Origin of the sequence: Streptomyces sp. NBC_01689, assembly GCF_036250675.1 — a bacterium.
Taxonomy (GTDB): Bacteria; Actinomycetota; Actinomycetes; order Streptomycetales; family Streptomycetaceae; genus Streptomyces.
The window spans coordinates 3,933,743-3,954,745 of sequence record NZ_CP109592.1 but is presented as its reverse complement, the minus strand read 5'-3'; the positions used below and the strand labels follow the sequence as shown (position 1 = coordinate 3,954,745).

Annotated in this window: 19 protein-coding genes; 12 read left to right on the top strand and 7 right to left on the bottom strand. The window is 72.8% G+C overall.

Going from position 1 to position 21,003, the window contains the following annotated elements; all coding sequences use genetic code 11:
* Nucleotides 1–248: 248 nt before the first annotated feature.
* Both OG776_RS16635 and OG776_RS16630 read left to right on the top strand, forming a co-directional pair.
* Complete coding sequence (locus tag OG776_RS16635; RefSeq protein ID WP_148010329.1) at nt 249–1,106, top strand: PHP domain-containing protein; 858 nt, start codon at nt 249–251, stop codon at nt 1,104–1,106.
* Nucleotides 1,107–1,263: 157 nt separating this feature from the next.
* Nucleotides 1,264–1,869 (top strand): MarC family protein, encoded by a 606-nt coding sequence (locus OG776_RS16630; protein WP_148010330.1) that lies wholly within the window; start codon nt 1,264–1,266, stop codon nt 1,867–1,869.
* 111 nt (nt 1,870–1,980) lie between these two features.
* Here OG776_RS16630 and OG776_RS16625 read toward each other — a convergent pair whose 3' ends face one another.
* Entirely contained in the window at nt 1,981–2,133 is a 153-nt protein-coding gene (locus OG776_RS16625; protein ID WP_105968294.1) for a hypothetical protein, read from the bottom strand.
* Between the two features lie 229 nt (nt 2,134–2,362).
* Between OG776_RS16625 and OG776_RS16620 the strand changes: the two genes are divergently transcribed.
* Complete coding sequence (locus OG776_RS16620; protein WP_148010331.1) at nt 2,363–3,259, top strand: NYN domain-containing protein; 897 nt, start codon at nt 2,363–2,365, stop codon at nt 3,257–3,259.
* A 70-nt stretch (nt 3,260–3,329) separates the two neighbouring features.
* Here OG776_RS16620 and OG776_RS16615 read toward each other — a convergent pair whose 3' ends face one another.
* Together OG776_RS16615 and OG776_RS16610 are read right to left on the bottom strand one after the other, a co-directional pair.
* A complete protein-coding gene (locus OG776_RS16615; protein WP_148010332.1) occupies nt 3,330–4,196 on the bottom strand; it encodes an alpha/beta fold hydrolase in 867 nt (288 codons plus the stop codon).
* Between the two features lie 308 nt (nt 4,197–4,504).
* Complete coding sequence (locus OG776_RS16610) at nt 4,505–6,874, bottom strand: DEAD/DEAH box helicase (protein ID WP_329326452.1); 2,370 nt, start codon at nt 6,872–6,874, stop codon at nt 4,505–4,507.
* Nucleotides 6,875–7,333: 459 nt separating this feature from the next.
* On the opposite strand from OG776_RS16610, the gene OG776_RS16605 reads away from it, so the two are divergent.
* Entirely contained in the window at nt 7,334–8,104 is a 771-nt protein-coding gene (locus OG776_RS16605) for a ferritin-like fold-containing protein (protein ID WP_187285689.1), read from the top strand.
* Between the two features lie 91 nt (nt 8,105–8,195).
* On the opposite strand, the gene OG776_RS16600 is transcribed toward OG776_RS16605, so the two are convergent.
* The 4 genes from OG776_RS16600 to OG776_RS16585 all read right to left on the bottom strand — a co-directional run bounded on the left by OG776_RS16600 (nt 8,196) and on the right by OG776_RS16585 (nt 10,178).
* The gene (locus OG776_RS16600; protein WP_148010336.1) at nt 8,196–8,465 is read right to left on the bottom strand and encodes a hypothetical protein; all 270 of its coding nucleotides are present in this window, start codon (nt 8,463–8,465) and stop codon (nt 8,196–8,198) included.
* A gap of 235 nt (nt 8,466–8,700) precedes the next feature.
* Nucleotides 8,701–8,928 carry a DUF3107 domain-containing protein gene (locus OG776_RS16595; RefSeq protein ID WP_028801993.1) on the bottom strand — a complete coding sequence of 76 codons (228 nt, stop codon included), beginning with the start codon at nt 8,926–8,928 and terminating at the stop codon, nt 8,701–8,703.
* A 135-nt stretch (nt 8,929–9,063) separates the two neighbouring features.
* Entirely contained in the window at nt 9,064–9,705 is a 642-nt protein-coding gene (locus OG776_RS16590; protein ID WP_148010337.1) for a TetR/AcrR family transcriptional regulator, read from the bottom strand.
* A 254-nt stretch (nt 9,706–9,959) separates the two neighbouring features.
* Complete coding sequence (locus OG776_RS16585; RefSeq protein WP_148010338.1) at nt 9,960–10,178, bottom strand: hypothetical protein; 219 nt, start codon at nt 10,176–10,178, stop codon at nt 9,960–9,962.
* Between the two features lie 158 nt (nt 10,179–10,336).
* Here OG776_RS16585 and OG776_RS16580 point away from each other — a divergent pair, with 158 nt between their 5' ends.
* From OG776_RS16580 to OG776_RS16545, 8 genes are all read left to right on the top strand, one after another.
* Nucleotides 10,337–11,326, top strand: a complete 990-nt coding sequence (locus OG776_RS16580) for an alpha/beta fold hydrolase (protein WP_148010339.1) — start codon at nt 10,337–10,339, stop codon at nt 11,324–11,326.
* Between the two features lie 8 nt (nt 11,327–11,334).
* Complete coding sequence (locus OG776_RS16575) at nt 11,335–12,972, top strand: DUF3152 domain-containing protein (RefSeq protein ID WP_443077271.1); 1,638 nt, start codon at nt 11,335–11,337, stop codon at nt 12,970–12,972.
* 79 nt (nt 12,973–13,051) lie between these two features.
* Complete coding sequence (locus OG776_RS16570; RefSeq protein ID WP_315986905.1) at nt 13,052–13,144, top strand: Ms4533A family Cys-rich leader peptide; 93 nt, start codon at nt 13,052–13,054, stop codon at nt 13,142–13,144.
* Between the two features lie 151 nt (nt 13,145–13,295).
* Complete coding sequence (locus OG776_RS16565) at nt 13,296–15,014, top strand: ABC transporter substrate-binding protein (protein ID WP_148010341.1); 1,719 nt, start codon at nt 13,296–13,298, stop codon at nt 15,012–15,014.
* A 4-nt stretch (nt 15,015–15,018) separates the two neighbouring features.
* A complete protein-coding gene (locus OG776_RS16560; protein ID WP_329321372.1) occupies nt 15,019–16,011 on the top strand; it encodes an ABC transporter permease in 993 nt (330 codons plus the stop codon).
* Nucleotides 16,008–17,024: an ABC transporter permease gene (locus OG776_RS16555; protein WP_329321370.1), complete on the top strand. Its 1,017-nt coding sequence runs from the start codon at nt 16,008–16,010 to the stop codon at nt 17,022–17,024. Before OG776_RS16560 ends, OG776_RS16555 begins: the two co-directional genes overlap by 4 nt.
* A gap of 5 nt (nt 17,025–17,029) precedes the next feature.
* Nucleotides 17,030–18,928, top strand: a complete 1,899-nt coding sequence (locus OG776_RS16550) for an ABC transporter ATP-binding protein (protein ID WP_329323713.1) — start codon at nt 17,030–17,032, stop codon at nt 18,926–18,928.
* A 190-nt stretch (nt 18,929–19,118) separates the two neighbouring features.
* On the top strand, nt 19,119–20,996 hold the full coding sequence (locus OG776_RS16545; RefSeq protein ID WP_261994630.1) for a DUF3492 domain-containing protein: 1,878 nt from the start codon (nt 19,119–19,121) through the stop codon (nt 20,994–20,996).
* The last annotated feature ends 7 nt before the right edge of the window (nt 20,997–21,003 follow it).

Here is a 21,003-nt window from a genome sequence, read left to right as displayed (position 1 = left end):
GGCGACCGGCGGGTCCACCTCTCGGGCGCGGGCTCGCGCATCCAGCCCGTCCGGCGTGTGGGGGCGAGGCCGTTCAGGCCGATACCGGGGGTCGCGGGCGGCAGCCCACGTCGGGTGAGCCGGGGCACACCCGGGGCACGGCAGTCCCCGTAGGGGGCGCGCCCCCGCTGCGGGTGTGACAGGGCCGCTCCGGAACCCCGTTATCCTTGGGTGTCCCGTCCGTCCCGTCACCGCCTGGAGTCCGCGTAGTGCGTATCGACCTGCACGCCCACTCCACGGCTTCCGACGGCACGGACACCCCGGCCGAGCTGGTCCGCACCGCGGCCGCCGCCGGTCTGGACGTCGTCGCGCTGACCGACCACGACACCACCCGCGGACACGCGGAGGCCGTCGCGGCCCTCCCCGAGGGACTCACCCTCGTCACCGGCGCCGAACTCTCCTGCCGCCTCGACGGCGTCAGCATGCACCTGCTGGCCTACCTCTTCGACCCCGCGGAGCCTGAGCTGCTCGCCGAGCGCGAGCTGATCAGGGACGACCGGGTGCCGCGGGCCCGGAGCATGGTCGCCAAGCTCCAAGGGCTGGGCGTGCCGGTCACCTGGGAGCAGGTCGCGCGGATTGCGGGCGACGGTTCCGTGGGCCGGCCGCACGTCGCCTCCGCCCTGGTCGAACTGGGGGTCGTGGGCAGCGTCTCCGAGGCCTTCGGCGGCGACTGGCTGGCCGACGGCGGCCGCGTCTACGTACCCCGGCACGAGACGGACCCCTTCGAGGCGATCCGGCTGGTCAAGGCGGCGGGCGGCGTGACCGTCTTCGCGCACCCGGCCGCCGTGAAGCGCGGCCGCACCGTGCCGGAGGCGGCGATCGCCGAGCTGGCCACCGCGGGGCTCGACGGCATCGAGGTGGACCACATGGACCACGAACCGGCGACCAGGGCGCGCCTGCGCGGTCTCGCGGCCGAGCTGGGGCTGCTCGTCACGGGGTCCAGCGACTACCACGGCAGCCGCAAGACCTGCGTCCTCGGGGAGTACACCACCGACCCCGAGGTGTACGGCGAGATCACCCGCCGGGCCACCGGCGCCTTCCCGGTACCGGGAACCGGCGGAGCCTGACCCCGCTCGGGACCCGGATCCCCACCCGTATCACCCCGCACCCGCCCGGCGCCGTCGGCCGTGTGCCCCGTCCCGCCCCGCGGGACGCCCTTCCCCGGCGGTGACCGCCCTCCTCGGCTATGCCGCTCTCCCCACCTGCGCAAGGCTTCAACGACCCATGTTCGACGTCGCCGTCTTCGGCTCCCTCTTCCTCACCCTCTTCGTGATCATGGATCCCCCCGGGATCACCCCGATCTTCCTCGCGCTCACCGCGGGCCGCCCCGCCAAGGTGCAGAAGCGCATGGCGTTCCAGGCCGTCTGCGTGGCCGGCGGGGTGATCGCGGTCTTCGGACTGCTCGGCCACCAGATCCTGGACTACCTGCACGTCTCCGTGCCCGCGCTGATGATCGCGGGCGGACTGCTGCTCCTGCTGATCGCCCTGGACCTGCTGACCGGCAAGACCGACGAGCCGAAACAGACCAAGGACGTCAACGTCGCGCTCGTACCGCTCGGCATGCCGCTGCTCGCGGGCCCCGGCGCGATCGTGTCGGTGATCCTGGCGGTGCAGAAGGCCGACAGCGTCGCCTCCCAGGTGTCCGTGTGGAGCGCGATCCTCGCCATCCATGTCGTGCTCTGGTTGGTCATGCGCTACTCGCTGCTGATCATCCGCGTCATCAAGGACGGGGGCGTGGTGCTGGTGACCCGGCTCGCGGGCATGATGCTCTCGGCGATCGCCGTCCAGCAGATCATCAACGGTGTCACCCAGGTCGTCCGGGGCGGCTGAGCGGCCACCGGCGCGGCGGTCCCGTCGTATACGCGAAACCCCGTACGGCGTCGATGCCGTACGGGGTTTCGAAGTCTGAGACGTCGAGGACGTCCGAGAGGTGTCCGCGGGTTATGAAGCGGACGAATCGGCCGGGCGGATCCACAGTCGCTGCCCTATGGCGGCGGCCTGCTGAACGATCCGGTTGACGGAGGCGGCGTCAACGACGGTGCTGTCCACGGGCGTGCCGTCGACATCGTCGAGTCGCATGATTTCGAAGCGCACAGGCTTCTCCCTTCGTCTGGTCATCCTCCTGAGGAGAACTACTCGGTGGTGGAGCGCGCGAGCTGAGGCAACCCCCGCTTCCGTTCGTATTCAACGGTGTGCGTGTTACAAACATTCCCTACGCTAAGGAAATTTTTCGAGAAGCTAATTACCGATCGGTAAGAAGTGGGGAGGAGACTGAACGGGACCAGTTGTGTTCGCAGCGTGACCGCCGGGAGAATGGGGGGTGATGAACGACGACCTCGCGGCGCTCGGCGCCCGCATCGACCGCACGAACGAGCTGCTGCAGCGCATGCTCGCCGAGGTGGCGAAGACGCCCTCGACCCACGCGATCTTCGTCGACGCCGGATACCTGTACGCGGCCGGGGGGCGGCTCGTCGCCGGGACCGAGGACCGACGCTCCTTCGACCTCGACGCCGAGGGCCTCATCGAGGCGCTCATCGACAAGGCCCGCACCATCTTCGCGGACAGCAGGCTGCTGCGGGTGTACTGGTACGACGGCGCGCGTCGCCGCATCCACACCGCGGAGCAGCAGACCATCGCCGAACTCCCCGACGTCAAGGTGCGGTTGGGCAACCTGAACGCCAACAACCAGCAGAAGGGCGTCGACTCCCTGATCCGGTCCGACCTGGAATCCCTGGCCCGGCACCGCGCCATCAGCGACGCCGCCCTGCTGGGCGGCGACGAGGACCTGGTGTCGGCGGTGGAGGCCGCCCAGGGCTACGGCGCGCGGGTCCACCTCTGGGGCATCGAGGCGCCCGAGGGCCGCAACCAGGCCGAGCCGCTGCTCTGGGAGGTCGACAGCCAGCGCACCTTCGACCTCGACTTCTTCAAGCCCTACGTCTCCCGGCGGACCGCCACCACGTACGAGGCGAACGCGGTGAGCAGGCCCACACGTGAGGACGTGCGGTTCGTGGGCGCCCAGATCGCCGCGAAGTGGCTGGCCGCGCGGGGCCGCGAGGCGCTGGTGGACCTGCTGCCGGGCCATCCCTATCTGCCCGGGTCGGTCGACCAGGAGCTGCTGGTCGAGGCGGAGGGGCTGCTGCAGTACTCCCTGCGGGGGCAGGCGGACCTGCGCCGCTCGCTCCGGGACGGCTTCTGGGAGCATCTGCAGGCGCAGTACTGACCGCTCTCCGCCCCCGGTCACCGGGCGGCGCAGGAGCCGCGGCCGCGGAGCACGGACCGGGGGCCATGGGCTACTCGGAGGTGGCGTGGTCCCAGAAGTCGGCCAGCGCACGGGCGGTCGGCAGGGGCTGGTCGGTGTTGGGGGAGTGCTCGGCGCCCCTCACGACCGTGCGCCGGGCGTCGAGACGTACGGCCATCTCGTCCAGCAGCTCCACCGGCCAGGTGTCGTCGTGCGAGCCGGACAGGACGTGTTTCGGCAGCGGTACGGCGGCCAGCTCGGCGACACGGTCGGGTTCGGTGCACAGCTGGCGGCCCGTCGCGATCAGCTGGGCGGGGCTGGTGGCCAGCCATCGGCGCCGCAGGTCGTCGCTGTCGTCCAGCCCCTCGTCGAGCTCCCCCGTCTCGGTCTCCTCGGGCGGCTCCATCGCCCGGATGGCGTCCCACACCTGGCCCATGTCCATCACGGCGAGCGCGTCCCGGAGCAGTTTGACGCGCTGCTGCTGGGAGACGGAGATCTGCGCGGGGCCCGAGGACATCAGGGTGAGGGAGGCGAACGGAGCCGGGTCCAGGAGGACGGCGGCCCGGGAGACCTGTCCGCCGAGGGAGTGCCCGACGAGGTGCACGGGGGTGCCGAGGGCCGTCGCCTGCGCGAGCACGTCGCGCGCCAACTCGTCCTGCGCGTAGGCCGATTCGTCGTGCTCGGGTCCGTCGCTCTCGTACTGGCCGCGTCCGTCCACGGCGACGGTCCGGTACCCGCGCGCCGCCAACGGCTCGTGCAGCGCGATGAAGTCCTCCTTGCTCCCGGTGAAACCCGGCAGGAGCAGGGCGGTTCCCCGTACGGAGGCACCGGCCTCGATCACCGCGAACTCGCCGCGCGCGGTGCCCAGCCGGTACGCGCGCGCTCCGGCCGGCGGGACGAAGGAGGGGGGACGGCTCATGGGTCCTGAGGTTATCGGGCCTCGCCGCGCGGTCCACGGTCCGGGGCGTCTGTTCGGGTTGCCGGCCCGGGTTGCCGGCCCGGTGTGCCGGCCCGGGGTGACGGCTTGGGGCGGAGGTGCGGGGCCCTGAGTGCCGGGGCCCAGGATGGCGGTGCGGGCGGTCCGCCGGTGTCGGGCGGCGGGGTGCTCGCCGGGCGGCCGGGATGCGTACGGCGGCGGCGGGTGCGGCGCCCGGTGGGTGCGGCGCGGTGGAACGCCGATGGCCCGGCCCCCCCCTTCGGCGGGGGGCCGGGCCATCGGGCTGAGGATCAGCTCTCCGCGGGCTCCACGACAGCGGCGGCGGCCTTGCGGGTGCGGCGGCGCGGCGCCGCCTCCTCCGCCTCCGGAGCCGCCATGGCGGCCTCCGCCGTCTTGCGGGTCCGGCGGCGCGGCTTGGCCTCCGGGTCCTCGACGGCGGCCGTCTGGGCGGGGATCGCGGCCTCGCCGGTCGTCGCGGCGGCCTTGCGGGTCCGGCGACGGGGCGCGACGGGCGCCTCGGCGGCGTCCGCGGCCGTCTCGGTGGCCACCTCGGGCGTGGCCTTGGTGGTCGCCTTGGCGCGCGTACGGCGCGGCTTCGGCTCCGTGGCCTCGGCGACCTCGGCGGGCGCCTCGGTCGTGGCCACCGCGGCCTTGCGGGTCCGGCGCGGCTTGACGGCCGGCGTCTCGGCGACACCCTCCGCCGTGTCGAGCGCGGCCTCGGCGGCCTTGCGGGTGCGGCGGCGCGGCTTTGCCTCGGGCTCCTCGACGGTGGCCGTCAGGGGCGCGCTGTCCGCCTCGACGGTCTCCGCGACGGCCTTGCGGGTCCGGCGACGGGGCTTGGCCTCGGCGACCTCCGCGCCGTCAACAGTGTTGTCCGCGGCGGGAGTTGCCGCGGTCGCTGCCTTGGCACGGGTGGTGCGCCGCGGCTTGGCCTCGGCGACCTCCGGCGTGCCCTCGACCGTGTCGAGGACGGCCTCCGCCGTCTTGCGGGTGCGGCGGCGCGGCTTGGTGGCCGGTGCCTCCGCGACGGCCTCGGCGGGCGCCGTGGCGACGGTCTCGGTGACCGGGACGGTCTCCGCGACGACCGTGACGGTCTCGGCCGGGGCCTGTGCCGTCCTGCGGGTGCGGCGGCGCGGCCGTGCGTCCTCGGTGCCCTCGGCCGTCGCGACCGCGGTCTCGGCCGGGGCCTCGACCGCTTCGACGGCCGTGGCGACCGCCACCGGCTCCGAGGACGAACCGACGCGCGTACGGCGACGGCGGCGCGGCGTACGGGGCTCACCGGCCTCCGTGGCGGCGGGCTCGGCCGGAGCCTCCTGCTGGGCGGGGGACGTGCCGGCGGTTCCGTCCAGCGGTGTGCCGTTGCGGGTACGACGGCGACGGCGCGGGGTGCGCTCCGGACGCTCCCGCTGCTCGCGCTCGACGGCGGGCGCCGCGCTGCGGCCACCGCGGCCGCGCGGACCACGGCCCCCGGTCTCCCCGAGGTCCTCGACGGCCTCGGCCGCGAGTCCGGCGCGGGTGCGCTCGGAACGCGGCAGGACACCCTTGGTGCCGGCCGGGATGTTCAGTTCCTCGAAGAGGTGCGGGGAGGTGGAGTACGTCTCCGGCGGGTTGCCGAAGCCGAGGTCCAGCGCCTTGTTGATGAGCTGCCAGCGCGGGATGTCGTCCCAGTCGACGAGGGTGATCGCGATGCCCTTGGCGCCCGCGCGGCCGGTGCGGCCGATGCGGTGCAGGTACGTCTTCTCGTCCTCGGGGGACTGGTAGTTGATGACGTGCGTGACGCCCTCGACGTCGATGCCGCGGGCGGCGACGTCGGTGCAGACCAGGACGTCGACCTTGCCGTTGCGGAAGGCGCGCAGCGCCTGCTCGCGGGCGCCCTGGCCGAGGTCGCCGTGGACCGCGCCGGAGGCGAAGCCGCGCTGCTGGAGCTGGTCGGCGAGGTCCGCCGCCGTCCGCTTGGTGCGGCAGAAGATCATCGCGAGACCGCGGCCGTCGGCCTGCAGTATGCGCGAGACCATCTCGGGCTTGTCCATGTTGTGCGCGCGGTAGATGAACTGCGCGGTGTTCGCGACGGTCGCGCCGGAGTCGTCCGGCGCGGCGGCGCGGATGTGCGTGGGCTGCGACATGTAGCGGCGCGCGAGACCGATGACCGCGCCCGGCATGGTCGCCGAGAACAGCATGGTCTGACGGCGGGCCGGCAGCATGTTCATGATCTTCTCGACGTCGGGCAGGAAGCCCAGGTCGAGCATCTCGTCGGCCTCGTCGAGGACGAGGGCCCTGATGTGCTTGAGGTTGAGCTTCTTCTGGCCCGCGAGGTCCAGCAGGCGGCCCGGGGTGCCGACGATGACGTCGACGCCCTTCTTGAGGGCCTCGACCTGGGGCTCGTACGCCCGGCCGCCGTAGATGGCGAGCACGCGCACGTTGCGGACCTTGCCCGCGGTGAGCAGGTCGTTCGTCACCTGGGTGCACAGCTCGCGCGTCGGGACGACGACGAGCGCCTGCGGGGCGTCGGTCAGCTGCTCGGGCTTGGCCCGGCCGGCCTCGACGTCCGCGGGGACGGTGACGCGCTCCAGGAGGGGGAGGCCGAAGCCCAGCGTCTTGCCGGTGCCGGTCTTGGCCTGGCCGATGACGTCGGTGCCCGAGAGGGCGACGGGGAGCGTCATCTCCTGGATGGGGAAGGGGTTGACGATGCCGACGGCCTCAAGGGCCTCGGCCGTCTCGGGAAGGATTCCGAGCTCTCGGAAAGTCGTAGTCAGGGTGCTGCCTCTTCTGTGTACGCGGTGCGAGGCGAGCGCGGGGGTCGTGAAGGGGACCGTGCCGGGGACGTCGGCCGCCTGTCGGGCGGGCCGAGTGGCATGGGACCACTGCCGACGCTCGAGCGCTCGTACCGCTGAGGGTCCCTCCGGATGTCGTACGCGTCGTGCCGTACGGACGAGAGGGCTGTCGGGTCGGAGCCGATCGGGCCACCGACCGGGCATCCTCATTCGTGCGGCCCGTCGAATACTCGCCGGGCGCATTACCACCATACCCCGGAATCGCGCATATGCGATGGCCGATTTGGTCACGTAGTCGTCGTCACACTCGATGAGCAGGGACTTCCCTGTCGCGGTGAGCGGGCTATTGTGCGCTTCATGACGACGCCTGACAACGCCGCTGACACGTCCGCCGAGGCATCCGGCGACACCGCCCCCGCGGCCACCGGAGTCGCCGCGCAGAACTGGGACACGGCCTCCGCCGACCCCCAGTACCGCGCGGCGGTCGTGGATCTGCTGGGAGCGCTCGCGTACGGCGAGCTGGCGGCGTTCGAGCGGCTCGCCGAGGACGCCAAACTGGCGCCGACGCTGAGCGACAAGGCGGAGCTGGCCAAGATGGCGTCGGCCGAGTTCCACCACTTCGAGCGGCTGCGGGACCGGCTGTCGGGCATCGGTGAGGAGCCGACCGGGGCGATGGAGCCGTTCGTCGCCGCCTACGACGGCTTCCACAAGCAGACCGCGCCGTCGGACTGGCTGGAGGGGCTCGTCAAGGCCTATGTCGGCGACTCGATCGCCAGTGACTTCTACCGGGAGGTCGCCGCGCGGCTGGACGAGGACACGCGCGGTCTCGTCCTCGGTGTCCTGGACGACACCGGTCACGCGAGCTTCGCCGTGGAGAAGGTCCGCGGCGCGATCGACGCGGACCCCCGGGTGGGCGGCCGGCTGGCGCTGTGGGCGCGGCGGCTGATGGGCGAGGCGCTGTCCCAGTCGCAGCGGGTGGTCGCGGACCGCGACGCGCTGTCGACGATGCTCGTGGGCGGGGTGGCGGACGGCTTCGACCTCGCCGAGGTCGGCCGGATGTTCTCCCGGATCACCGAGGCCCACACGAAGCGGATGGCGGCACTGGGTCTCGCCGCCTAGGCCCTGTGCCGGGCCCTGCCCGGTCCGGTCCGGACCCTGCCCTGCGCGGTCCGGGCCCTGCCTCTACGGGATGCGCCGTCGCCCGGTGCGGTCACGCCGTCGCCGAGCGGCGGCGAAATCTTTCCGCCGGGCGCAGCAGCAACGAGAGCAGTGCGGCGGAGACGACCGCGGCGCCGAAGAGGATCACCGGGTAGTACGCGGAGCCGAGCGCCGTGTGGGTGAGGAAGGCTCCGAAGAGTCCGCCCGCGACGCCGGTCGACAGGACCAGGCTGCGCGCGGGCAGGCGGTGCGGCAGGCGGTGCGAGGCGGCCCACGCGAGGGCCAGACCGAGCATCGCGGCGCCGAGCGCTTCCAAGAACATGGTGGGGGTCCCTCCCGCACGGCCCGTGCAAATCGGTCACAGGCGATGTACCCGTGACGTGCGGAACGCAACCCTCCCCTGTGATCGATCTGTGCTCCGTCCGTGGCGTGCCGGAGGAGACGCGCGAGGCGTGGACAGGGCGCCGCGTGAGGCACGGCGGGCCGCCGGGCGGACACGCGGAGGGGCCCGGTGACATGCCGTCACCGGGCCCCTCCGTACAGGCGACCGCAGCCGACTACAGCGCGCTGAATCCCACCTTGCGCTGCGTGGGCTCGCCGAGCTCCACGTAGGCGAGGCGGTCGGCCGGAACCAGGACCTTGCGCCCGTGGTCGTCCACGAGGCTCAGCAGCTGCGACTTGCCGGCCAGCGCCTCGGACACCGCGCGCTCGACCTCTTCCGGGGTCTGACCGCTCTCCAGAACGATCTCGCGGGGCGCGTGCTGCACGCCGATCTTGACCTCCACGGCTTTGTCCCTCCGACGGTCAGTCATGTGCGCGTTCATCCGCGCCGTACGCAGCACACATTAGCCCGGTGAGGGGACGTTCACGCTCCGCCCGGGAACGCCAGGAGCGAACAGCGGGCGGGAACAAAGTGACGGTCAGTGGTGGTCGGTGCCGTGCAGCGGGAAACCCGCGATGCCGCGCCACGCCAGCGAGGTCAGCAGCTGCACCGCCTGGTCGCGCGGCACGCTGCGGTCGCTGTGCAGCCACGAGCGGGCCACCACCTGGGCCAGGCCGCCCAGACCGGAGGCGAGGAGCATCGACTCGGCACGCGAGAGACCCGTGTCCTCCGCGATGACGTCGCAGATGGCCTCGGCGCACTCGTGCGTCACCTTGTCCACGCGCTCGCGGACCGCCGGCTCGTTCGTGAGGTCCGACTCGAACACCAGTCGGAAGGCGCCGCCGTCGTCCTCGACGTACGCGAAATACGCGTCCATGGTGGCGCGGACTCGCAGCGAGTTGTCCGTGGTGGACGCGAGCGCTGTCCGTACCGCCTGCAGCAGTGACTCGCAGTGCTGGTCCAGCAGGGCTAGATACAGGTCCAGCTTGCCCGGGAAGTGCTGGTAGAGGACCGGCTTGCTGACGCCCGCCCGCTCGGCGATGTCGTCCATGGCGGCCGAGTGGTACCCCTGAGCAACGAATACTTCCTGGGCGGCGCCGAGGAGCTGGTTGCGTCGGGCACGGCGCGGCAGGCGAGTGCCCCGCGGGCGCGCCGCCTCTGTCTGCTCGATGGCTGTCACGCCGCCTCCCAAAATTGTCCACGTGCGGTGTGCGCCGCGCCGCCATCGTACTTTTCGGTAACCCTGGTGTGCGCGGTGCGAGCGGAGAATTTCACGGACCGGACGCGGGCGATAGCGGCACAGAGGCGGCCGAACGCGGGCAGGGCGGGCGCCGTGGCACCCGGAACACCCTGGATCTCCCTGGTCGGTCGGCCGGTTCCGGCCGACCGGTCGGCCGCGGTGCCCGCCTTCTCCGTCCTCCGGCCGGTCCGTGGCTAGCGGTAGTCGTCCTCGTCGAGCTCCACGACTCTGGCCTGTTCGGCGAGGTCCGCCTCGTCGGCGTTCGGGGAGTCGCCCGCGGCCCGCAGGGTGTCGTCCCGCGGTGTCAGCTCCGCGTGCTGCTCGGCGGCGTCGGCCTCGGGGGCCTCCGGGTCGAGGTCCGGGCTCTCGTCCGCTGCGGTGAAGGTCTCGGGGTCCGTGGGGTCGACTGTCATGGTTCCTCTTCCCGAGTGGTGCGAGTGCGCTCCTGTGGGTCTACGAGTGCCCTCGTCTGAAGCCTAGGAGACACCCGATCCAGACGCTATGCGATTCCTCCACCATCTGTGACGGCGAACACATGAACCACTGCGTGATCGTCTCGTAACATTGCCGCATGTCTTCGACCGAGCTGCCCTCCGTGCTGGCCGCCACCGTCACACCGAGGGTCGCGACCGTCCGGGTCGCGGAAGGGGAACGGCTGAGATCGGTCGGCCTGCCCGGGATCACGCTGACCGTACGGTCCCGGCCACCCGCGCGCGAGGGGCTGCCGCCGGCGCTGTACGTGCACGGGCTGGGCGGCTCCTCGCAGAACTGGTCGGCGCTGATGCCGCTGCTCGACGGGCTTGTGGACAGCGAGGCCCTCGATCTGCCGGGCTTCGGCGACTCGCCGCCACCGGACGACGGGGACTACGGCATCACCGGGCACGCGCGCGCCGTCATCCGCTACCTGGACGCCGCCGGGCGCGGTTCCGTCCATCTCTTCGGCAACTCGCTGGGCGGCGCCGTCGCCACCCGGGTCGCGGCCGTCCGGCCCGACCTCGTCCGTACCCTCACGCTCGTCTCGCCCGCGCTGCCCGAGATCCGCGTGCAGCGCACCGCGTGGCCCACCGCGCTGCTCGCGGTGCCCGGGGTGGCGGGGCTGTTCACCCGGCTCACCAAGGACTGGGGCGCCGAACAGCGTGTCCGCGGCGTCACGGCCCTGTGCTACGGCGACCCCGGCAACGTGTCGCCCGAGGGGTTCCGCGAGGCGGTCGAGGAGATGGAGCGGCGGCTCGCGCTGCCCTACTTCTGGGACGCCATGACCCGCTCGGCGCGCGGGATCGTGAACGCGTACACGCTGGGCGGCCAGCACGGACTGTGGCGGCAGGCCGAGCGGGTGCTCGCGCCGACGCTGCTCGTCTACGGCGGCCGCGACCAGCTCGTCGGCTACCGCATGGCACACCGCGCCGCGCGCGCGTTCCGCGACAGCCGGCTGCTGTCGCTGCCGGAGGCGGGGCACGTCGCGATGATGGAGTACCCGGAGACGGTGGCCACGGCCTTCCGTGAACTCCTCGCGGAATCCGCCGAGTCGGCCCTGCCGGCCGTCATGGGCGCGGGGAGCTGAGGCGGGGCGTGGGACGTCACAGTCGTCGGGGGCGGCCGGAGAAGAACGACACGGGGGAGAGGCCGGCAGCGGCACCCGGTGCGGTGCCGCGCCCGGCTCAAGGGCCGGGAGACGCGCCTCGGGAGATCTCGCGCGGCGCTCTGGGCCCCCAGCCGCCGAGTCCCCGGGCGGGCGGGACCCCGGCCGCGGGCGCGCCCCGCGGGACGGACGGGACCCCGGCGCGCGGAGTGCCGCGCTTCCAGGACCGTTTCCAGGACGGGACTCCGGCGCACGGGGTACCGCGATTCGTCGAGGGAACGCTCCCGCGCGGGGCGGCGCGTCCGGCCGACGGGACGCCCGCGCGCGGCCTCCCGCGGACGGCCGACGGCACGCCTGCCCGCGGTGTCCCGCGGACGGCCGAGGGCAGCCCCGCCCGGACCCGCGGCGGGCACCCCGAGCAGCGTGAGACCGGCGGCGGCTGGGGCGAGTTCAGGGGCGGAGCGCCGGGTGGAGCGCCGGCCGGCGCCGCGTACGGCGGGCCGCGCGCGGCATCGCGGGCCACCCCTTCCGGCGGATACGCGGGGCCCGTGGCACCGGGTGTGCCGCACATCCCGGGCCAGCGCCAGGAGGCCGACGCGGGGTCCGGGGCGGGGTCCGGACGCGGCCCCCGGCAGGCCTACGTCGACGCCTTCGACGAGGACGGCACCGGGGACGGCGCCGGAGACACCGGCCTCTTCGCGCCCCGGCGGGCCACCGCACTCCGCGGCGACCCCTACGGTCCCGCCGTCGAGCGGGATCCGCGGACCACCGGGGACCCGGCGCCCGGACCCGAGGAAGAGGGCAGGCAGCGAGGCGGCAAGGGGCGGACGTTCACCGGTATCGCCGCGGCCGCCGTCACCACCGTGCTCGCCGTCGTGGTGGCCGGACAGGTGGCGACCGGACGCCACGGCGACGGCACGCACACCCAGTCCGCGGCCGGTGCGGGCGGGGGGGCCCTCGACCCCGCCGCACCCGGCGCCGGCCGGGCCGCCGCCTCCGGCACACCGAGGCCGGAGACCGTGCGGACACTGACGTACGACCAGAAGATGGGCGAGAAGTACGAACTCGGCGCGAAACTCAAGGCGTCGGGCCGGTTCGACGCCGTCCCCGGGGCCGACAGGGCGCCCGGCGAGGGCCGGAAGTACACCTATCGAGTGGATGTGGAACAGGGCCTCGGGCTTGACGGCGCCCTCTTCGCGCAGGCCGTGCAGAAGACCCTCAACGACCGGAGGAGCTGGGCCCACGACGGCGCCCGCACCTTCGAACGGATCTCCTCCGGCCGGCCCGACTTCGTGATCACGCTGGCGAGTCCCGGCACCACCGCCGAGTGGTGCGCCAAGTCGGGCCTGGACACGACCGAGGACAACGTGTCCTGCGACTCGGCCTCCACCCAGCGCGTCATGATCAACGCGTACCGCTGGGCCCAGGGCTCCAGGACCTACGGCGCCGCGATCCACCCCTACCGGCAGATGCTCATCAACCACGAGGTCGGCCACCGGCTCGGATACGGCCACGTCAGCTGCCAGAAGGACGGCGCGCTCGCCCCGGTCATGCAGCAGCAGACCAAGTTCCTCGACCATGACGGGATTCACTGCCGACCCAACCCCTGGCCGTATCCAGGCAGTTGACCGGGAGACGACAGGAGTCCCAGCCGTCACGGACTGGGCCACGTTGACATGCTCCGAAAGTTCGTTCATATTTCTGCGCATGTGGTCCAGTCCTGCCGTCCGTCGCGCCGCCATCGAGCTGGCGCTGATCGGCGTGACCGCGCTCTGCGTGGCGGACATCCACTGTCGCTGACGACCGCCCCCGGCGTGCACGTCGCGATTCCGTTCCCTCCGTGACCGTGACGGTCCGTGACCTTTCGGCGACCTGACGCCGGGGCAGACGTCTGTTCATTTTCGTCTCACTCCTCGTCTCTTTGTCTCACCATCCGAGAGGTCGTCTTCCGATGCGTCAACCGTCCGTGAACAGAGCCCGTGTGGCCACCGTTTCGCTCGCCCTGGTCGTGGCGGCGGGCGCCGCCGCCTGCGGGCCCGAGGACAACGATGCCAAGGGCGCCGGCGGCGACTCCACGCTCCGGAAGGGAGGCACGCTCACCGTCCTCAACGCCAACCCGCAGGAGGACTTCGACCCGGCGCGCCTGTACACCTCCGGCGGCGGCAACGTCCCCTCCCTCGTCTTCCGCACGCTCACCACACGCAACCGAGAGAACGGAGCCGCCGGCGCCGAGGTCGTCCCGGACCTCGCCACCGACACCGGGCGCCCGAACAAGGACGCGACCGTGTGGACGTACACCCTGAAGAAGGGCCTCACGTACGAGGACGGCACGCCGATCACCTCCGCCGACATCAAGTACGGCATCGAGCGCTCCTTCGCGGCCGAACTCAGCGGCGGCGCACCCTACTTGAGGGACTGGCTGATCGGAGGCGCCGACTACCAGGGCCCCTACAAGGACAAGAAGGGCCTCGACTCGATCGAGACCCCGGACGACCTGACCATCGTCTTCCACCTCGACAAGCCGGAGGGCGAGTTCCCCTACCTCGCCACCCAGACGCAGTTCACGCCCGTCCCCAAGGCCAAGGACACCGGCACCAAGTACGAGGAGCACCCGGTCTCCTCGGGCCCCTACAAGGTCGTCAGGAACGAGAACGACGGCGAGCGGCTCGTCCTGGAGCGCAACCCGCACTGGTCCGCGTCCACCGACGCCGAGCGCAAGGCCTACCCCGACCGGATCGACGTACGGTCCGGTCTGGACTCGTCCGTCATCAACCAGCGGCTGTCCTCCTCGCAGGGCGCGGACGCCGCGGCCGTCACCACCGACACCAACCTCGGCCCGGCCGAACTCGCCAAGGTCACCGGGGACAAGGAACTCGCCGCGCGCGTCGGCACCGGGCACTTCGGCTACACGAACTACATCGCCTTCAACCCGAAGGTGAAGCCGTTCGACGACCCCAAGGTGCGCCAGGCGATCTCGTACGCCGTCGACCGCACGTCGGTGATCAACGCGGCGGGCGGCTCCTCCCTCGCCGAGGCGGCCACCACCTACCTGCCGAACCAGAAGTCCTTCGGCTACACGCCCTACGACCACTTCCCGGCGGGCGCGTCCGGCGACCCGGCCAAGGCCAAGGAACTCCTCAAGGAGGCCGGCCACCCGAACGGCCTCGCCGTCACGCTCACCCACTCCAACGACAAGGACTTCGAGACCAGCCCGGAGATCGCCACCGCCCTCCAGGACGCCCTGAAGAAGGCCGGCATCACCGTCAAGCTCCAGGGCCTGGAGTCCAACGACTACAAGGACAAGATCCACGGCGCCAAGTCCGAGCCCGGCTTCTTCCTCGCCCACTGGGGTGCCGACTGGCCCTCCGGCGGCCCCTTCCTCGCCCCGATCTTCGACGGCCGCCAGATCGTCGAGGACGGCGCCAACTTCAACACCGGCTTCCTCGACGACAAGGCCGTCAACGACGAGATCGACGCGATCAACAAGCTGACCGACCTCGACGAGGCCGCGCGGCGCTGGGGCGCGCTCGACAAGAAGATCGGCGAACAGGCCCTGACCGTCCCGCTGTTCCACCCCGTCTACAAGCGCCTCTACGGCAAGGACGTCAAGAACATCGTGATCAGCGACTGGACCGGCGTGCTGGACATCTCCCAGGTCGCGGTGAAGTAGCGCCGTGAGCGAGGCAATCGTCGCCTCCCGGGCCCCGGGGACGGACCCTTCCGTCCCCGGGGCCTCCGGGGCCCGTCAGTTCTGGCGGCGGCTGCGCACGCAGCGCGCCGCCCTCGTCGCGGCGGCCTTCGTGGCGCTGCTCGTCCTGGTCGCCCTCACCGCACCGCTGCTCACGGCGGTCGAGGGCCAGGACCCGACCACCTACCACCCGGCGCTCGTCGACTCCGCGCGCGGCGGCGTACCGATCGGCTCGTTCGGCGGAGTCAGCGGCTCCCACTGGCTCGGCGTCGAACCGCAGACGGGCCGCGACCTCTTCGCCCGGCTCGTCCACGGCGCCCGGGTCTCCCTCGGAGTCGCCTTCGCGGCCACCCTCGTACAGGTCCTCATCGGCGTCGTCGTCGGTGTCGCGGCCGCCCTGGGCAACCGCTGGGTCGACCAACTCCTCAGCCGCGTCACGGACATCATCATCGCGATGCCGCTGATGATCATGTCCCTCGCGCTGCTCGCGATCGTGCCCAGCGGCTTCCCGCGCCCCGTCCTGGTCGCCCTCATCATCGGCCTGGTCGCATGGGGCTCGACCGCGAAGATCGTGCGCGCCCACGCGCTGACCCTCAAGGAACTCGACCATGTGGCGGCGGCCCGGCTCAGCGGCTGGGGCCCCTGGCGCGTCGCCCGCCGCGAACTCCTGCCCGCCCTCGCCGCGCCCGTCATCACGTACGCGGCCCTCCTCGTCCCCCTGAACATCACCGTCGAGGCGGCGCTCAGCTTCCTGGGCGTCGGCGTGAAGCCGCCGACCCCCTCCTGGGGCCAGATGCTGACCGCGGCCGACGTCTGGTACCAGGCCGCACCGCAGTACCTGCTGCTCCCGGCGGGCTCCCTGTTCCTCACCGTGCTCGCGCTGACCGTCCTCGGCGACGGCGTGCGCACGGCCCTCGACCCGCGCGCGGCCTCACGGCTGCGCGTCGGCACGGGACGCAAGCGGGAGGCCAGGGCATGAGCGGCCTGCCCGGGGCCGGCGGATTCACCGGATTCGCCGTACGGCGTCTGGTCGGCGCCGTCGTCACCCTGCTCGCGATCTCCGTGATCATCTACCTCGTCTTCTACGTCGCCCCCGGCGACGTCGCCCAGATCACCTGCGGCCCGCGCTGCTCGCCCGCCCAGGTGCACCAGGTCTCCGAGCAGTTGAGGCTCGGCGACCCGCTGTACCTGCGCTACTGGCACTTCCTGCAGGGCATCGTCGCCGGACACGACTACTCGACGGGCACCTCCGTGCAGCACTGCGGCGCGCCCTGCCTCGGCCTGTCGTACCAGAGCGACCAGCAGGTCACCCACCTCATCTGGACGAAACTGCCGGTCACCCTCTCGCTCGTGCTCGGCGCGATGGTGCTGTGGCTGGTCCTCGGCGTCGGCACCGGAGTGCTCTCCGCGTGGCGCCGCGGCAGGATCACCGAGCGTGTGCTGACCGGCGTCACGCTCGCGGGCACCGCCACACCGGTCTTCGTCATCGGCCTGGTGCTGATGATCGTCGTCTGCGGTCAGCTGCAGTGGCTGCCCTTCCCGCAGTACGTGCCCTTCACCGAGGACCCCGAGCAGTGGGCGTGGAACCTGCTGCTCCCCTGGCTGGCGTTCGCCCTGATCGAGGCCGCCAAGTACGCCCGGCTGACCAGGGCGTCGATGCTGGAGACCCTCGCCGAGGACCATGTCCGCACCTTCCGCGCCTACGGCGTGGGGGAACGTTCGATCATCGGCAGGCACGCCCTGCGCGGTGCGATCGCGCCGGTCATCGCACTGAACGCGAACGACGTCGGCTCCGCGATCGGCGGCGCCGTGCTCACCGAGACGATGTTCGGGCTGCCCGGTCTCGGACGGGAACTCGTGCACGCCGTGCAGGTCGTCGACCTGCCGGTGGTCGTCGGGATGGTGCTGGTGACCGGCTTCTTCGTGGTCCTGGCCAACGCCGTCGCGGACGTGCTGTACGCGGTGGCCGACCGGCGGGTGGTGCTGTCGTGAGTCTCGTGACAACCGGTGAATCCCTGGACGGCGGGCCGGACGGCACCGGCGCCCCGCTCGTGGACGTCCGGGACCTCGTCGTCGGGTTCGGGGACCTGCGCGCCGTCGACGGACTGTCCTTCACCCTCGCGAAGGGTGCCGCGCTCGGGCTGGTCGGCGAGTCCGGCTCCGGCAAGTCCACGGTCGCCTCCGCGCTGCTCGCGCTGCACCGGGGCACCGGAGCGCGCGTCGACGGCGCGGTGCGGGTGGCCGGAGTCGACGTACAGGCCGCCTCCGACGACGAACTGCGGCGGCTGCGGGGCGGGAAGGCGGCGATGGTCTTCCAGGACCCGCTGTCGTCGCTCGACCCGTACTACGCGGTCGGCGACCAGATCGCCGAGGTGTACCGCGTCCATGTGAAGGCGTCCCGGCGCGCCGCCCGCGCGCGTGCCGTCGAGGTCCTCGACCGCGTGGGCATCGCGGACGCCGCCCGCCGCGCCCGCGCGCGTCCGCACGAGTTCAGCGGCGGCATGCGGCAGCGCGCGCTGATCGCGATGGCGCTGGCCTGCGCGCCCGACCTGCTGATCGCCGACGAGCCGACGACGGCCCTCGACGTGACCGTGCAGGCCCAGATCCTCGACCTGCTGCACACCCTGCGGGAGGAGACCGGGATGGGGCTGCTGCTCGTCACGCACGACGTGGGCGTGGCCGCCGAGAGCGTCGACGACGTGCTCGTCATGCGGCACGGGAGAGCGGTCGAGCACGGGCCGGTCGCGGCGGTCCTCGGGGCGCCGCGGGAGGAGTACACCCGTGAACTGCTGGGCGCGGTACCCCGCGTGGACGTACCGCGGGTACGGCTCGGGGGTGCGGGGGCGGCCGCCGGGGGGAGCGGGGGTGTGCCGGGGGGTGGTGCCGTGGGCGGTGGTGCCGTGCCGGGCGGCGCCGCGTCGGGCGGCGGTGTCTTGGACGGTGGTGTGCCGGTTGGTGGTGCGCCCGTCGGTGGTGAGAGCTCCGGTGGGGCGTCGGCCGGTGGCGTGTCGGGGGGCGGTGTGCCGGGCGGTGCCGCGTCTGACGGTGGTCTGGACGACGGTGAGTTCTCCGGCGGCGGCCCGTCCGGCGATGGGGAGGTCGGTGAGATCGTTCTCGAAGCGGTCGGTCTGCGGCGCGAGTTCGGGCGTGGCAGGCGGCGGTTCACCGCCGTGGACGGGGTGTCCCTCACGGTCCGGCGCGGCGAGACGCTCGGCGTCGTCGGCGAGAGCGGCAGCGGGAAGACCACACTGGGACGCATGCTGGTCGGGCTGCTGGAGCCGACCGCCGGGTCGGTCCGGTACGAGGGCCGGGTGCGGTCGGGGATCCGGCCCGCCGTCCAGATGGTCTTCCAGGACCCCGTCTCCTCCCTCAATCCCCGGCGCAGCGTCGGCGAGTCGATCGCCGATCCGCTGCGGGCGCGCGGCGAACGGGACGAGACCCGCATCCGGGGGCGCGTAGGGGAGCTGTTGGAGCGCGTGGGGCTCGAACCGGCGCACTACGACCGCTACCCGCACGAGTTCAGCGGCGGACAGCGTCAGCGCGTCGGCATCGCGCGGGCGCTCGCCGCCGACCCGCGTGTCATCGTCTGCGACGAACCGGTCTCCGCGCTCGACGTCACGACCCAGGCCCAGGTGGTCGCCCTGCTCGCGGAACTGCAGCGCGAACTCGGGCTGGCGCTCGTCTTCGTGGCCCACGACCTGGCCGTCGTGCGCCAGGTCAGCGACCGGGTCGCGGTGATGCGGCGCGGCCGGATCGTCGAACTCGGCTCCGCCGACGAGGTGTACGAGTCCCCGCGGGACCCCTACACCAAGCAGCTGCTGGCCGCCGTTCCGGCGCTCGATCCGGAGGTCGCGGCGGAGCGGCGCAGGGCCCGCCGGCAGCCGGCGGCGGTGTGACAGGACGTCACGGAACGATCTCCTAGCGCGAGACAACGCGACCTGCGCGGGAAAGTTACGACCGTTCACCCCTTTTGGTGGCGCGATGGACAACCGTCCATCGCGCCACCGTCATGTCCGCATACGTTCTTCCCGCTGCGAGCCGTCGGGTCAACGGCGGCTCCCCACAGGGGAGATCGGGGGTGCACTCGTGCGCATCGGACTGCTTACGGAGGGTGGCTATCCGTATGTGAACGGTGACGCCAAGCTCTGGTGCGACCGGCTCGTGCGCGGGCTCGGGCAGCACGAGTTCGACCTCTACGCGCTCAGCCGCAGCCGGCAGCAGGAGGACGAGGGCTGGGTACCGCTGCCGCCTCAGATCAGCCGCGTACGGACGGCTCCGCTGTGGACGGCCGACGACGAGGGGGCGGCGCACGGACGCGGAGTGCACGGACGCCGGGCGCGACGGCGGTTCGCCGAGTGCTTCGGGGAACTGGCGGCGGCCGTGTGCGCGGGCCCGGGGGGCCGGAACGCGCCCGACGGTTCCGGAGCCTCAGGTGGTGCGGGGGCCGTCGCCGGCTTCGGCGGTGCCGGGACGGTCTTCGGCGGTGCGGGGGCCGTCGGGGGACCCGGTGTCGCGGGAGAGGCCGGAGAAGCGGGCGCGTCCGGGGTCTCCGACGGCTCGGGGGCTTCTTTCGGCCCTGAGGCGGACCGTTTCGCCACCGCGCTCTACGGACTCGCCGAACTCGCCCGCGACGAGGGCGGCCTGGCCGGGACGCTGCGCTCCGAGGCCGCCGTGCGCGCATGGGAACGCGCCTGCCGCGCGCCGGGCGCACTACGCGCCGCGCGCACCGCCCGCGTACCCGATCTGCTCTCCGTGGCCGCCCACGTCGACCGGTCGCTGCGCCCCCTCTCGCTGGACTGGTACGGCGACGACGGACTCGGCGCGGTCGACCTCTGCCACGCGACCGCCGGCGGCTCGGCCGCCCTGCCCGGCCTGCTCGCCCGGCACTTCGCCTCGGTCCCGCTGCTCGTCACGGAGTACGGGGTGCCGCTGCGCGCGCACTATCTGGCCTCCTCCGCCACCGAGGAAGCTCCCGCCGTACGGGCGCTGCGCGCGGCCTTCCACGGCAGGCTGGCCACCGAGGTCTACCGCCGGGCCGCGCTCATCACGCCCGGCAACACCCACGCCCGCCGCTGGCAGGAGCGCTGTGGTGCCGACCGGGCCCGGGTGCGCACCGTCTACCCCGGCATGGAGGCGTCCCGCTTCGCGGAGGTGGGGGAGCGCGCCGAGCACGCCGGCGGCGCGGACCCGGACACCCTGGTGTGGGTCGGCCGCGTCGAACCGTCGAAGGACCTCGTCTCCCTGCTGCACTCGTTCGCCGAGATCCGCAAGGAGCGGCCGAAGACCCGGCTGCGGATCTTCGGAGCCCCCGCCGAGGGGCCGGACGGCGCGCTCTACCTGGCGCACTGCAAGGCGCTGGCCGCCCATCTCTTCCCCGACGAGGCCGAGGGCGCGCACGCCGTCGGCGACAACCCGGTGTCCTTCGAGGAGATCGGCGGTCCGGAGGCCCCGGGGATCGCGGAGGCGTACGCGTCCGGCGCCCTGGTCGTGCTGTCCAGCGTCGTCGAGGGCTTCCCGATCAGCCTCGTCGAGGCCATGTTCTGCGGCCGGGCCACGGTCTCCACCGATGTCGGCGCGGTCGTCGAGGTCATCGGCGGTACGGGGCTGGTGGTGCCGCCACGCAATCCGCGGGCGCTCGCCGAGGCGTGCGTGGCACTGCTGCGCGACCCCGAACGGCGCGCACGCCTCGGCGCGGCGGCCCGCGAACGAGCCCTCGAACTGTTCACCGTCGAGCAGAACGTCGAGGCATTTCACGGCATTTACCTGGAGATCGTCTCGCACTCGCCGATCCGGCGGATCGTCCTGGACGACGCCGGCGAACCCCTGCCGTTCGCCGTGCCCGCCGAGGCCCACGTACCCGGCCGCTGGACCGAGGCCCGTCTCGTCGCCGCCGGATGGACGCGCCGTGCGCCGGGGGCCCCGGTCCGCGCGACGCTGCCGATGACCGCGGGGGAGGGCGCGTGACGAGCGA